The sequence below is a fragment of the Cryobacterium sp. TMT1-2-1 genome (assembly GCF_004403955.1).
Taxonomy (GTDB): Bacteria; Actinomycetota; Actinomycetes; order Actinomycetales; family Microbacteriaceae; genus Cryobacterium; species Cryobacterium psychrotolerans.
On record NZ_SOHC01000080.1, the window covers coordinates 1 to 12,116 of the forward strand.

Annotated in this window: 13 protein-coding genes; 5 read left to right on the forward strand and 8 right to left on the reverse strand. The window is 70.0% G+C overall.

The window, feature by feature from the left end:
- Together E3T33_RS14395 and dapD are read right to left on the reverse strand one after the other, a co-directional pair.
- The coding region (locus E3T33_RS14395) for a penicillin acylase family protein (RefSeq protein WP_241982969.1) at window positions 1-1,366 on the reverse strand (1,366 nt) is incomplete at its 3' end.
- A gap of 176 nt (window positions 1,367-1,542) precedes the next feature.
- Window positions 1,543-2,523: a 2,3,4,5-tetrahydropyridine-2,6-dicarboxylate N-succinyltransferase gene (dapD, locus tag E3T33_RS14400; RefSeq protein ID WP_092325244.1), complete on the reverse strand. Its 981-nt coding sequence runs from the start codon at window positions 2,521-2,523 to the stop codon at window positions 1,543-1,545.
- 17 nt (window positions 2,524-2,540) lie between these two features.
- On the opposite strand from dapD, the gene dapE reads away from it, so the two are divergent.
- From dapE to E3T33_RS14415, 3 genes are all read left to right on the forward strand, one after another.
- Window positions 2,541-3,650, forward strand: coding sequence for a succinyl-diaminopimelate desuccinylase (gene dapE / locus E3T33_RS14405; protein ID WP_092325246.1), 1,110 nt, complete (start codon window positions 2,541-2,543; stop codon window positions 3,648-3,650).
- Between the two features lie 9 nt (window positions 3,651-3,659).
- Complete coding sequence (locus E3T33_RS14410; protein WP_241982970.1) at window positions 3,660-4,874, forward strand: hypothetical protein; 1,215 nt, start codon at window positions 3,660-3,662, stop codon at window positions 4,872-4,874.
- A gap of 65 nt (window positions 4,875-4,939) precedes the next feature.
- Window positions 4,940-5,116 (forward strand): DUF3117 domain-containing protein, encoded by a 177-nt coding sequence (locus E3T33_RS14415; protein ID WP_092325262.1) that lies wholly within the window; start codon window positions 4,940-4,942, stop codon window positions 5,114-5,116.
- Between the two features lie 81 nt (window positions 5,117-5,197).
- Here E3T33_RS14415 and E3T33_RS14420 read toward each other — a convergent pair whose 3' ends face one another.
- Window positions 5,198-5,830 (reverse strand): O-methyltransferase, encoded by a 633-nt coding sequence (locus E3T33_RS14420; protein WP_092325248.1) that lies wholly within the window; start codon window positions 5,828-5,830, stop codon window positions 5,198-5,200.
- Window positions 5,831-5,917: 87 nt separating this feature from the next.
- On the opposite strand from E3T33_RS14420, the gene E3T33_RS14425 reads away from it, so the two are divergent.
- Window positions 5,918-6,310: a sec-independent translocase gene (locus tag E3T33_RS14425; RefSeq protein ID WP_092325250.1), complete on the forward strand. Its 393-nt coding sequence runs from the start codon at window positions 5,918-5,920 to the stop codon at window positions 6,308-6,310.
- Between the two features lie 79 nt (window positions 6,311-6,389).
- Here the strand turns inward: E3T33_RS14425 and E3T33_RS14430 are convergent, their stop codons facing one another.
- From E3T33_RS14430 to E3T33_RS14450, 5 genes are read right to left on the reverse strand one after another with little or no spacing between them, the layout of a single operon-like run.
- Window positions 6,390-7,940: a succinic semialdehyde dehydrogenase gene (locus E3T33_RS14430; RefSeq protein ID WP_134575643.1), complete on the reverse strand. Its 1,551-nt coding sequence runs from the start codon at window positions 7,938-7,940 to the stop codon at window positions 6,390-6,392.
- Between the two features lie 55 nt (window positions 7,941-7,995).
- Window positions 7,996-8,385, reverse strand: a complete 390-nt coding sequence (locus tag E3T33_RS14435; protein ID WP_134575644.1) for a hypothetical protein — start codon at window positions 8,383-8,385, stop codon at window positions 7,996-7,998.
- Window positions 8,386-8,405: 20 nt separating this feature from the next.
- A complete protein-coding gene (locus E3T33_RS14440; protein WP_241982971.1) occupies window positions 8,406-9,560 on the reverse strand; it encodes an Mrp/NBP35 family ATP-binding protein in 1,155 nt (384 codons plus the stop codon).
- Complete coding sequence (locus tag E3T33_RS14445; RefSeq protein ID WP_092325256.1) at window positions 9,553-10,122, reverse strand: DUF1003 domain-containing protein; 570 nt, start codon at window positions 10,120-10,122, stop codon at window positions 9,553-9,555. Before E3T33_RS14445 ends, E3T33_RS14440 begins: the two co-directional genes overlap by 8 nt.
- A complete protein-coding gene (locus E3T33_RS14450) occupies window positions 10,109-11,449 on the reverse strand; it encodes a CBS domain-containing protein (RefSeq protein ID WP_092325258.1) in 1,341 nt (446 codons plus the stop codon). Before E3T33_RS14450 ends, E3T33_RS14445 begins: the two co-directional genes overlap by 14 nt.
- 56 nt (window positions 11,450-11,505) lie before the next feature.
- On the opposite strand from E3T33_RS14450, the gene E3T33_RS14455 reads away from it, so the two are divergent.
- The coding region (locus E3T33_RS14455; RefSeq protein ID WP_134575646.1) for a general stress protein at window positions 11,506-12,116 on the forward strand (611 nt) is incomplete at its 3' end.

Sequence of the window (12,116 nt, forward strand, 5' to 3'; positions counted from 1 at the left end):
CGCCGGCGGCGGGCGCGGCGGGGGCTGCCGGCGCGGGACTGGCCGGCAGGCCGGCGGCGACCGGGTAGTCGCTCGCGATCCCCGGGAACGCGGTCCCCTCGAGGCCGCTCACGATCGGGCCGTGCTCGGTCGAATGGATCTCGATCTTCACCGAAGGCCCCCCGGCGACGGTGATCTTCTCGTTGCGCACGATCAGCGGCTTCTCCGCGCCGTCGTACTCGTAGCTGTCGCCGGTCACCTTCTCGAGGTAGAGATCGGCGACATCCGGCCCGAGGTTGGTGAAGCCCCACGCGACCCGGGCGTTGTGGCCGATGATGATCCCCGGCATGCCGGTGAACCCGTAACCGGCGAGGTCGAACGGGCAGTCGGCGCTGACGGTTTCGCAGCGAAGGCCGACCTGGTACCAGACCGAGGGCATGACCGGGCCGAGGTGAGGGTCGTTGGCGAGGATGGGCTCGCCCGTGTCGGTGTGCTCGCCGGAGACCACCCAGGAGTTCGAGCCGATTTCCCCGCCGGCCGGGCCGAGCAACTCGGGCACGGAGGCCAGCGCGGTGCGCAGGTCGTCGAGGGGGGAGGCGAGGGCGGTGCTCTCGAGCGCCTCGCTCGCGGCGGGCGCTGCCGCGGTGACGGCCGACGCGGTCGGCGGCATGCCGTCCACGATGGTCGGGTGGGTGGCATAGGGGTAGGCCGGGTGCAGCTCGGAGACCTCCTCGGGGGTGAGCGTCGCCGCGAGCGTCGCCCGGTCGATTTCGTCGTCGAGGTTTGAGCGGAGGTCCCAGGCCATTGCCTTGAGCCAGGCGACCGAGTCGGCCGGCGTCCACCGTTCGGGCTCGTAGCCGGCGTTCTGCAGTCCCAGCACCGCGTACTCGAGGGAGATGTCGGTGCCCTGGTGGGTGGCCAGGTAGGCGTTGACGCCGTCGGCGTAGGCCTGGTAGTACCCGAGCGTGACCGGGTCGAGCAGCGCGACCTCCTGCTCGGCAACGGCCCGCCAGCCGAGGGTACGGATGAAGGTGTCCGTGCCGACCTGGCTCTCCCCGAACAGCTCCGAGAGACGCCCGGCGGTCACGTGCCGACGGAAGTCCATCTCCCAGAAGCGGTCCTGGGCGTGCACGTACCCCTCCGCCATGAAGAGGTCCTTCGACGTCTTCGCGACGATCTGCGGGATGCCGGCGTCGTCGCGGTACACGGTGGCGTCGGCGTCGAGCCCCGGAAGAGCCACCTCGCCGGACAGCGTCGGGAAGGACCGCATGACCGTCCACACGCCGAGGCCCGCGGCCACAAGCGCCAGGCTCAGCACGATGCCGAGCAGGGCGAGGAGCGTACGGGCCCTGCGGTGGCGCCTGCTGCGCGGTGCGTCGGTACCCACGTCACTCCCCTGTGATCGAATCCGGACAGGTCGACGGATGCTGCGCATCCCGCTGGTCCTGCTACACGGATGCTATCGGCTGGGGCGTCTTCCGGCGGCGCGACTCCGCGTTGTGTTACCGAAGCGCAGCGTTACCGAAGCGCCGCGTTGTCGAAGCCTGGTGTCACCGAGCATTGTCAGGCGTGCAGCGCCTCGTTGAGCACGACGCCGGTTCCGTCCCTGCGCAGCACCTCGACCGCACCGGTGAGCGAGTTGCGGCGGAAGAGCAGGCCGGCCACGCCGGACAACTCGACGGCCTTCACCGTGCGGGGTGCGCCGTCCGCAGTGCGGGCCTCGCCGACGAGCACGACCTTGGTGCCGGCAGTGACGTAGAGGCCGGCCTCGACGACCGTGTCGTCGCCGATGGCGATGCCGACGCCGGAGTTCGCGCCGAGCAGGGCGCGCTGCCCGATCGACACCCGCTGGGTGCCCCCGCCGGAGAGGGTGCCCATGATCGAGGCGCCGCCGCCGATGTCCGCACCGTCGCCCACGACAACGCCCTGGGAGATTCGGCCCTCGACCATTGAGGAGCCGAGGGTTCCGGCGTTGAAGTTGACGAAGCCTTCGTGCATGACGGTGGTCCCGGGGGACAGGTAGGCGCCCAGCCGCACGCGGGAGGCATCCGCGATCCGCACCCGGTCCGGCGTGACGTAGCCCAGCAGCATCGGGAACTTGTCGATCCCGGTCGGCTGGATGCCCAGGCGCTGGAGCGAGGGGCGCAACCGGTCGTAGTCGGCCGGGTGCACCGGCCCGGCGTTGGTCCAGACGACGGTGGGGAGATGGCCGAAGATGCCGTCGAGGTTGATGCTGTTGGGGAGCACGAGCAGGTGGGAGAGGAGGTGCAGGCGCAGGTACGCGTCCGAGGTGCCGGCCGGCGGCTCCTGCAGGTCGATTTCCACGGTGACGGCTTCCAAGGAAACGTTACGCCGTGTGTCGTCGCCGGCGGCCGCTTCGAGTTCGGCGGGCACGATCCAGCGGTCGCGTCCGGCCGGCAGCCGGCCGAGACCGGGGGCCGGGAACCACGTGTCCAGCACGGTTCCGTTGCCGGAAACCGTGGCCAGCCCGTACCCCCAGCCATGCGTCGGTGCGGGGGCGTTTGACGGGAGCGGCGTGACCATGGCTCTAGATTAGTAGGGTGCCTCTCACTCCCGTGCCTCAGATCCCCGCGGCCCTGAACCTCGCCGCATCATCCATCGACATCACGCGTGAAATCTGCGACATGGAGTCGGTGTCCGGTAACGAGACCGGACTGGCCGACGCCATCGAGCGTACGCTCAGCGGCCTCGGCCACCTCGAAATCATCAGGGACGGCGACACCATCGTCGCCCGCACCAACCTCGGCCGGGCCCAGCGCGTCGTGATCGCCGGCCACATCGACACCGTGCCGCTGAACAACAACCTGCCGACCAGGTTCGAAACCGTCGACGGCGTGGATTATCTGTGGGGTCGCGGCACCGTCGATATGAAGGCCGGCGTCGCCGTGCAGCTCAAGCTCGCCGCGGAGCTCACCGACCCCATCGTCGACCTGACCTGGATGTGGTACGACCACGAGGAGGTTTCGGACGCGCTCAATGGCCTCGGCCGGCTCGCCCGCAATCGGCCCGATCTGTTCGAGGGGGACTTCGCGATCCTCGGCGAACCGAGCAACAGCCAGGTCGAAGGCGGTTGCAACGGGAACCTGCGCGTTGAAATCCGCACGTTCGGCCTGCGCGCGCATTCGGCGCGCAGCTGGGTGGGCGAGAACGCCATCCACAAGGTCACCCCCATTCTCGACACGCTCGCGAACTACGAGCCCCGCGCGGTGGAGGTCGAGGGACTGGTCTACCGCGAGGGCCTCAACGCCGTCGGCATCACCGGGGGTATCGCCGGGAACGTCATCCCCGACGAGTGCATGGTGCACATCAACTACCGGTTCGCCCCCAGCCGCTCGGTCGAGGAGGCGCTGGCGCACGTGCACGAGCTGTTCCCCGGCTATGACATCACCGTCGTGGACTCCGCCGCCGGAGCCCGCCCCGGGCTCGACGCCCCGCTCGCCAAACAGTTCCTCGCCGCCGTCGGCGCGGAACCCCGGCCCAAGTACGGCTGGACGGATGTCGCGCGCTTCTCCGCCCTCGGGATCCCCGCCGTCAACTACGGTCCTGGCGACCCGCTCAAGGCCCACGCGGATGACGAACGGGTTGCCCTGCGGCAGATCACGGAGTGCGAAGACGGCCTCCGTTCCTGGTTGACCGCCTCCACCGACTAAGGGCCCGCGATGTCCGCCACCGCCGCCCAGACGCGAATCCCCGCGCGGTGGCGGGCCCGGTACCGGCTCACTCCGTGGTGGGCGAAGGTCGCCTTCGTCTGGGCCGCGTCCCGGCTGGTGACGACATCGCTCGTGCTCGCGATGGCGAACCTGCAGGAGGCCAACGCGTGGACGGGCGCCCGGCCGCGCTACGCCGACTTCGCGAACATGTGGGACGGCCGCTGGTACAACATCGTCGCGATCGGCGGCTACCCTCCGGTGCTGCCGGTCACGCCGGAGGGCCAGGTGGCGGAGAACGCCTGGGCGTTCATGCCCGGGTATCCGGCCGCCGTGCGGCTGCTGATGGAGGCCAGCGGTGCGGGATGGGCTCCCGTCGCCGTATTCGTGTCGGTGGCCTTCAGCCTCGGCTCGGCCCTGCTGTTCTACCGGCTGATGCGCCGGGTGCTGGACCACGGGACCGCGCTGTTCTCGGTCGTGCTGTTCTGCGTCGCCCCGCTCTCCCCGATCCTGCAGTTCGGCTACGCGGAATCGATGTACCTGTTCTTCCTCACCCTGGCGCTCTACCTCCTGCTCGAGCGGCGCTACGCGGCGTTGTTCCCGGTGATCGCCGTGATGGCGCTGACCCGCCCGAGCGGCCTCGCCTTCGCGCTCGCCCTCGCGCTGCACGTGGCGTACCGCTGGATCACGAGGGGCCGGGACCCGTTCCCGCCCCGGGAACGGGTGCTGTCGGCATCCGTCGCCGTGTTCAGCGGGATCATGGGCCTCGCCTGGCCGCTCGCGGCGTGGGCGGTCACCGGGTCGCTCACGGCGTACACCGACACGGAGCTGGCCTGGCGGGCGCCGTATATCGGCTACCAGGAGCTCGTTCCGTTCACCGCCTGGTTCCAGAGCGGCGTCTGGTGGCTCGGGATGCCGCTGGGCATCGTCGCCGTGCTAGCGCTGATCCTGGCCTTCACGATGGTCATGTTCACGCCGGCCGTCCGGCGGCTCGGCGTGGACCTGAGGTTCTGGGTGGCCGGCTATGCGCTCTACCTGTTCGCCGTGTTCTTCCCGCAGTCGAGCACCTTCCGGTTGCTCGTGCCGCTGTTCCCCCTGCTCGGCGCGGTGGCCCAGCCTCGGAGTCGGCTGTACCGGGCCGGGGTCGTTCTGCTCTGCGTTGCCGGCCAGTGGGGCTGGCTCCTGATCTGCTGGAGGGTCGACGGCGCCGACTGGACACCCCCCTAATTACAGTCTTCGGGGCCCGATAGACGATAATGGAAGTTCAGAGGAATTGAATGAAAGGGGAGTTCATGGCTGCCATGAAGCCACGGACCGGGGATGGGCCTATGGAGGCCGTCAAAGAGGGCCGCCTGATTATTGTGCGGGTACCGCTTGAAGGCGGAGGCCGACTTGTCGTCTCCGTGAACGACGCCGAAGCGAAGGAGCTTCACGACGCACTTGCCGGGGTGGTCAGTTCGGCCGTCTAGGCCCGGTTGATTGCACCACGGATGTTCGGCCGCGCGGCTCTGCCGTGCGGCCGAACTCCGTTTAACGTGATGCGCGCTTCGTCAGGCGCGCAGCTTGGTGATCTGCAGCAGCCCGTCCCCGACGGGGGAGAGGGCGCTGATGACGGCCCGGGAGGACGCGATCTCGGTCAGCAGGGTGCGGAACCCGGTTGCCAGGTCGTCGCGCTGGGTCGGGTTCGCCACCCGTCCGCGCCAGAGGGCGTGGGCCACGAGCACGGTTCCGCCTGGCCTGGCCAGGCGGAGGGCGTGCTCAACGTATTCGATGACGGACTGCGGGTCGGCGTCGACGAAGACAATGTCGTAGGAACTCTCGTTCATCCGAGGCAGCACGTCGGCCGCCTTGCCGGTGATCAGGCGCACCCGGTTGGCGGGGATCCCCGCCTCGATGAAGTTCGCCCTGGCATGCTGCTGGTGGTCGATCTCCGTGTCGATGGAGGTCAGCGTCGCGCCCGGGGCACCGGTGAGCAGCCAGATGCCGGAGACGCCGGCTCCCGTGCCCACCTCGAGGATGCTCCGCGCGCCGGTCGCCGCGGCGATCACGGCGGTCTGGGCGCCCACCGAGGGCGCGATCGCGTCGATGCCGAGCTCATGGGACTGCTGCCTCGCCTTGGAAAGCGCATCGCTTTCCACGACCAGGTCGTCGGAGAATTTCCAGTTCAGTTCAATGTCAGTCACGGCACAACTCCAGTAGGGGGGTGCATCAAGACTACGTGGGAGCCTCGGCTGGTCCGGGGATGCCCCGCCGAGGGTTATTCTGAATAAATGTTCGGTCTGACCTTCGAGAAACTTCTCCTGATCGGGATCATCGCCGTGTTCCTGCTCGGGCCGGAGCGGCTCCCGCATTACGCGGCGCAATTGGGCCGCCTCGCGCGTCAGCTTCGGGACATGGCCAACGGGGCCAAGGACCGCATGCGCGACGAAATGGGCCCGGAGTTCGACGATCTGGACTGGAAGAAACTCGACCCGCGCCAGTACGACCCGCGCCGGATCATCCGGGAGGCGCTCGTCGACGACGCCCCCGAGAAAGAGGTGACGGCCACGGTTTCGCGCGCCGCTCCCAACCCGGACAGCGCCTACCTGCAGCGGAAGCGCGCCAGGGAGAACGCCGCCCTCACGCCCTCCGCCCCGGCCCCCTTCGACACCGAAGCCACCTAGAGCCGCCGAGATTGACGGTTCCGGTCGAATTCGGCTGGTGCGCCGGTCAAAGTCGACCGGAACTGTCAAGGTGGACGGGTCAGCGGCGGCGGATGGCCTTGAGCACGACCGCGAGCAGCAACAGCGGACCGGCCAGCCGGGCGAACTCGCGGCCGAGCCGGGGCAGCTGGAGCAGGCCGGTCGCGTGCGAAACCGTGGTCGCGTCGACGAACCGGAGCAGGCCTTCCGGGCCGTTGCGCCGGCCCAGGCCCGAGTGCTTGACCCCGCCCATCGGAGCGTCGACCGAGGAAAACGATCCCCGGTAGCCCTCGTTGACATTGACGCTGCCGGCCTCCATGGCGGACGCCACGCGGAGCCCGCGGCCGGTCGAACCGGAGAACACCGATGCGTTGAGCCCGAACTCGCTGTCATTGGCCACGAGGATTGCCTCCTGCTCGGAGTCGACGACCGACACGGCCACGACCGGACCGAAGGTTTCGTTCGCGTAGCAGTGCATGTCGGGGGTGACCCCGCTGAGCACGGTCGGTTCGAAGAAGAGCGGTCCGATGTCGGGGCGCGCCCGCCCGCCGGCCTCGAGCGTCGCGCCCTTGGCGAGGGCATCCTGCACATGCGCGGTCACCCGCTCGAGCTGGGCCTGGCTGGTGAGGGATCCCACGTCGGCGGTGTAGTCGAACTCGGCGCCGAGGATCAGCGACTCCGTCCGGACCACGAACTCGCGCAGGAAGTCCGCGGCCACGCCGCGCTCGACGTAGATGCGCTCGATGGACACGCAGAGCTGGCCCATCGAGGAAAAACAGGCGTAGGCGGCATCCGCCGCGGCCTTCGCCGGGTCGACGTCGTCGAGCACGATCAGCGGGTTGTTGCCGCCGAGTTCGAGCGACACACCGATCAGGTTCTCGGCCGCCTGCACCGCGACGCGCCTGCCGGTCGCCGTTGAACCGGTGAAGCAGATGTAGTCCGCCTGGTTCGTCACGGCGCCGCCGATCTCGGCGCCGTCACCCGTGACGACCGCCCAGAGGGCGGCGGGGACCCCGGCGTCGATGAACGCTCGCCGCAACGCGAGGATGCTCAGTGCGCCCTGGCTGTCGGCCTTCTGCACCACTGCGCAGCCGGCGGCCAGGGCGGGGACGACGTCCATCGCAGCGAGGCTGAGCGGGAAGTTCCACGGCGTGATGACCCCGACGACGCCCTTGGGCCGGAACTGCACACGGGTGCCGACCACGAGGGGGATGGCGGCCCGGCGGCGCCCGCCGCGCAACACGGTGCGGGCGGAGAGCGCGTTGTACCGGGTGATGCTGGCGGCCTGGAAGACCTCCTCGAAGGCCTGGCCGCGGGTCTTCCCCGTCTCGGTCTGCACCGCGTCGAGCAGGAGCTCCCGGCGTTTGAGGACGAGGTCGTGTGCGCGCAGCAGGATCGCCCGGCGGCGGGCGAACCCGACCCTGGCCCAGGCCAGCTGGGCCAGCCGGGCGCTCGAATACGCCTCGCTGACGTCGTCGTGGGTGCTCACCGGCAGCCGGTGCAGCACCTCGCCGCTGAACGGGGCGATCACGTCGACGGTTGTCCCCGAGGTGGAGGCGATGTCGCGGTCGAGGTCGGTGATCAGCGGTCGATCAAGCGTGGTGGCAGGCATGCGGGCCAGTCTAGGGGCGAGCGGCCCGCCCGCCGGATGGCGCCCCGGACGGTTCTCAGAGCGTGGCGGTTTCGACCGTCTCGGTGAGCCTCGAGTGCGGGTTGATCGTGATCGCGGCAGCCGGGCCCTTCCACAGCTCATCGAGCGCCGCGCCCATCCGTTCTCCGGCCTCGCGGGAGTCGAAGTCGAGTTCGACCATCACCGTCCCGGTGTCACCGACGGGCCGCCTGACCCGGTACGCGGTGACGCCCGAGCCTTTCCGGTCGACGGGATCCGCGTCGAACATACGCTTCCACGCGTCGTAGTCGGTCACGGTGTGTTCGATGTGCAGGGTGAACATGCGGATGTCCTCGCTTCCGTCGGCACGGGTCGGCCGACCTGGCGCCAGCGTAGCCCCGCCGGTGGACGCGCGCAGCGGTTGCTCGGCCTCCGCGGCGAGCGGCATCCGTCTTCTCGGGCGGGCTGCTATTTCGGCGAGATGCCCAGGCTGCGGCCGGAGAGTCCCCGGCCCCGGGTGGCGAGCCGCTCGGCCACCGCGCGAATGGCTATGGCGGCGGGATCGGCGGGGTCGCCGAGCACGACCGGCACGCCCCGGTCGCCGCCGGAACGCAGGGGCACGCTGAGCGGCACCTGCGCGAGCAGGGGCACGGGCGCTTCCTGGTTCGAGGAGAGGCGCCTGGCGACCTCGGCGCCGCCGCCGGAGCCGAAGAGCTCGAGCACCGTGCCGTCGGGCTGCGGCAGCCCGGACATGTTCTCGATCACGCCGTAGACGCTCTGGCCGGTCTGGCGGGCGACGACGCCGCTGCGCTCGGCGACCTCGGCGGCCGCCGGCTGCGGCGTGGTGACGACGATGACCTCGGCGTGGGGGAGCAGCTGGCCCACGGTGATCGCCACGTCGCCGGTTCCGGGAGGCAGGTCGAGCAGCAGGATGTCCAGGTCGCCGAAGTACACGTCGGTGAGGAACTGCTGGATCGTGCGGTGCAGCATCGGCCCGCGCCAGGCCACGGCCACCGACGCGTCCTCGACGAACATGGCGATCGAGATGACCTTCACGTCGTAGGCGATCGGCGGCAGGATCATGTCGCCGACCTGGGTCGGCTTGACCGCGCTGCCCGTTCGGGCTCCGTCCGTGGGCTCGGCGACGAGCCCGAGCAGGCCCGGGATCGAGAACCCGTGCACATCCGCGTCGACGATGCCGACCCGCAGGCCCTGCGCGGCCAGCGCGACGGCCAGGTTGGCGGTGATCGTGGACTTGCCGACGCCTCCCTTTCCGCTCGTGATCGCGTAGACGCGGGTCAGCGACTCCGGCCCGAACTGGGTGACGCGGGCCGCCTTGCCGCCGCGCAGCTTTTCGGTCAGGGCCTGGCGCTGCTCCCGGGTCATGACGCCGACCTCGACCGAGGCCCGGCCTTCGCCGGCGACGGATTCCGCGGCCCGGAGCACATCGCGTTCGATCTTCTGCGCCGCGGGGCATCCGGCGATCGTCAGCCGGATCGCGACGGTCACCCGGCCGTCGTCGGCGACCGTGACGCCCTCCACCATGTCGAGCTCGGTGATCGGCTTGCGGATCTCCGGGTCGATCACCCGGGCGAGCGCCGCGTAGACCGCGTCGCTATTCACCCCGGGGACGTTCCTCGCGGTCCCGCTCCGCCGCTTCGCTGCGCCGCGCTCGCCGGGCCTGCTCGTCACGCTGTTCGAGGTTCTCCAGCACGGAACGCAGTTCGGCCCGGAGGAAGTCCTTCGACGCGAGGTCCTTCATCGCCAGTCGCAGGGCGACGACCTCCCGCGCCAGATATTCGGTGTCGGCGAGGTTGCGTTCGGCCCGCTGCCGGTCCTGTTCGATCTGCACCCGGTCGCGGTCGTCCTGTCGGTTCTGCGCCAGGAGGATCAGGGGAGCGGCGTAGGAGGCCTGCAGGGAGAGCACCAGGGTGAGCGCGATGAAGCCCAGTTCGATGGAGTCGAAGCGCAGCGGGGCGGGGGAGAGGGTGTTCCAGGTGACCCAGGCGGTCACGAACAGGGTCAGCCCGAGGAGGAACCAGGGGGTGCCCATTCCGCGGGCGATCGCCTCGGTGAACCGCCCGAAGCGGTCGCTGCCCCGGCCGAGGCCGAAGCCTCCGAGCCCCCGGGAGCGCAGGCCCTTGGGCGCGTCGAGCCGCTGCTCCGAGCGGTTAGCCCTGGCCATGGCCGCTGTCCTTGCCGCCGGGCAGGGGGATGCTTCCGGTCTTCAGCTCGCTGCGGACCGCGGCGCGCCGGCGCACTTCCTCGGTGCCGTCGTGGCTGCGCCAGTCGTCGGGGAGGAGATAGTCGAGCACGTCGTCGATCGTGACCACACCGACCAGGCGGTGGTTCTCGTCGACGACGGGCACCGACACGAGGTCGTAGCTGGCGAGGATGCGCGACACCTCGGCCGCCGAGGTTTCGGCGGTGACGGGCTCGAGGCCGAGGTCGAGCAGGGTGCCGAGGCGCTCGTGCGGCGGGTAGCGCAGCATCCGCTGGAAATGCACCATGCCGAGGAAGCGACCGGTCGGCGGCTCGTACGGCGGCAGGGTGACGCAGATCGCCGCGCCGAGGGCGGGCGCCAGGTCGTGGCGACGGATGAGCGCGAGCCCCTCGGCCACGGTGGCGTCGGCCGACACGATGATCGGCTCGGTCGTCATCAGTCCGCCGGCGGTGTCCGGGGCGTAGGTGAGCAGGAAGCGCACATCGTCGGCCTCCTCCGGCTCCATCAGGTCGAGCAACTGCTCGCCGCGCTCTGACGGAAGCTGGGCGATCAGGTCGGCCGCGTCATCCGGCTGCATGTGGTCGAGAACCTCGGCGGCGCGGGCGTCGCCGAGCCGGGTCAGGATGCCCACCTGCTCGCTCTCGGGCATCTCCTCGAGCACATCGGCGAGGCGGCCGTCGGGCAGCTCGCCGGCCACCTCGAACATGCGCTCCCGCGGCAGGTCGAGCAGCGTGTTCGCGAGGTCGGCGGGCTTGAGCTCGGAGTACGTGGCGATGAGCTGCTCGGCCGACTGGGCCTGGCCCACCGTCGACTTCTCGCGCACCTCGCCCCAGGTGACGAAGGCCGTCGCGCCCTTGGCGAAGGGGGAGGCGCTCGTCCTGGGGCGCCGGACGAAGAGCTGGCTGATCGCCCAGTCGCCCTGGCTGCTCGGACCGCTCTGCTCGATCGCGACATCCTCGACCGTCGCGTCGCCGGAGCCGTCGTCGAAGGCGACCTTGCGGCCGAGCATCTCGGCTATGACGCGCACTTCGCCGCCGCGCTGTTCGAAGCGGCGCACGTTGATCAGGCCGGTGGTGATGATCTGGCCCGAGCCCATGCTGGTCACCCGGCCGATCGAGACGAACACGCGGCGCTTGCCGGGGATTTCGACGATCAGGCCGACGACTCGGGGCGGGTCGCTTTTTCGGTAGACCACCAGAACATCGCGCACCTTGCCCACGCGGTCGCCCGCGGGGTCGAAGACGGTGCATCCGGCCAGGCGGGCGACGAAGACTCTGGTGGCACTCACAGTACAAATCTAGGCCACTCACCAGCTAATCCCTGCGAGCGTGGAACAATGGCGGCATGAGTAATCAAAGCCCCTGGTCCCCCCGCTCGGCGGTGCTCTTCCCGGTCCTGCCGAAGGGCGAGGTCCTGGCCACCTTCGAGACCTACAACGAGGCGCAGCAGGCGGTCGAGAAGCTCGCCGTGTCGGACTTCCCGGTGAAGCAGCTCTCCATCGTCGGCAACGACCTCAAGAGCGTCGAACGGGTTACCGGCAAGCTCACCTACGGCAAGGTCGCACTCGCCGGAGCGGCATCCGGAGCCTGGATGGGGATCTTCTTCGGGGTGCTGTTCTTCATCTTCTCACCGACCGGTTCCAGCCTGCCGTTCGTGGCCGCCGCGCTGCTGATCGGTGCCGGTTTCGGGATGTTCTTCAGCCTGGTCAGCTATGCGCTGAACCGTCGCCGCCGCGACTTCACCTCGACGATGCAGGTGATCGCGAGCAACTATCAGATCATCGTCGAGCCGAGCCTGGTCCACCGGGCGCGCAACCTGCTGGCCGGGATCGCGGATGGCGGGGCGCACGCGGCCGCGCCGCATCCGTCGGAGGCAACCCGGCCCACCGAGCCGCCCGCTGCCGGAACCGAGCCGCCCGCTGCCGGAACCGAGCCGCCGGCTGCCGGCACGGAGCC

Coding starts and splice junctions, on each gene's coding strand:
- dapD (WP_092325244.1), bottom strand. CDS start 2,523: ATGGTCACGCCGCTCCCGTCAAACGCCCCCGCACCGACGCATGGCTGG.
- E3T33_RS14410 (WP_241982970.1), top strand. CDS start 3,660: ATGTCCGCCACCGCCGCCCAGACGCGAATCCCCGCGCGGTGGCGGGCC.
- E3T33_RS14415 (WP_092325262.1), top strand. CDS start 4,940: ATGGCTGCCATGAAGCCACGGACCGGGGATGGGCCTATGGAGGCCGTC.
- E3T33_RS14425 (WP_092325250.1), top strand. CDS start 5,918: ATGTTCGGTCTGACCTTCGAGAAACTTCTCCTGATCGGGATCATCGCC.
- E3T33_RS14430 (WP_134575643.1), bottom strand. CDS start 7,940: ATGCCTGCCACCACGCTTGATCGACCGCTGATCACCGACCTCGACCGC.
- E3T33_RS14435 (WP_134575644.1), bottom strand. CDS start 8,385: ATGCCGCTCGCCGCGGAGGCCGAGCAACCGCTGCGCGCGTCCACCGGC.
- E3T33_RS14445 (WP_092325256.1), bottom strand. CDS start 10,122: ATGGCCAGGGCTAACCGCTCGGAGCAGCGGCTCGACGCGCCCAAGGGC.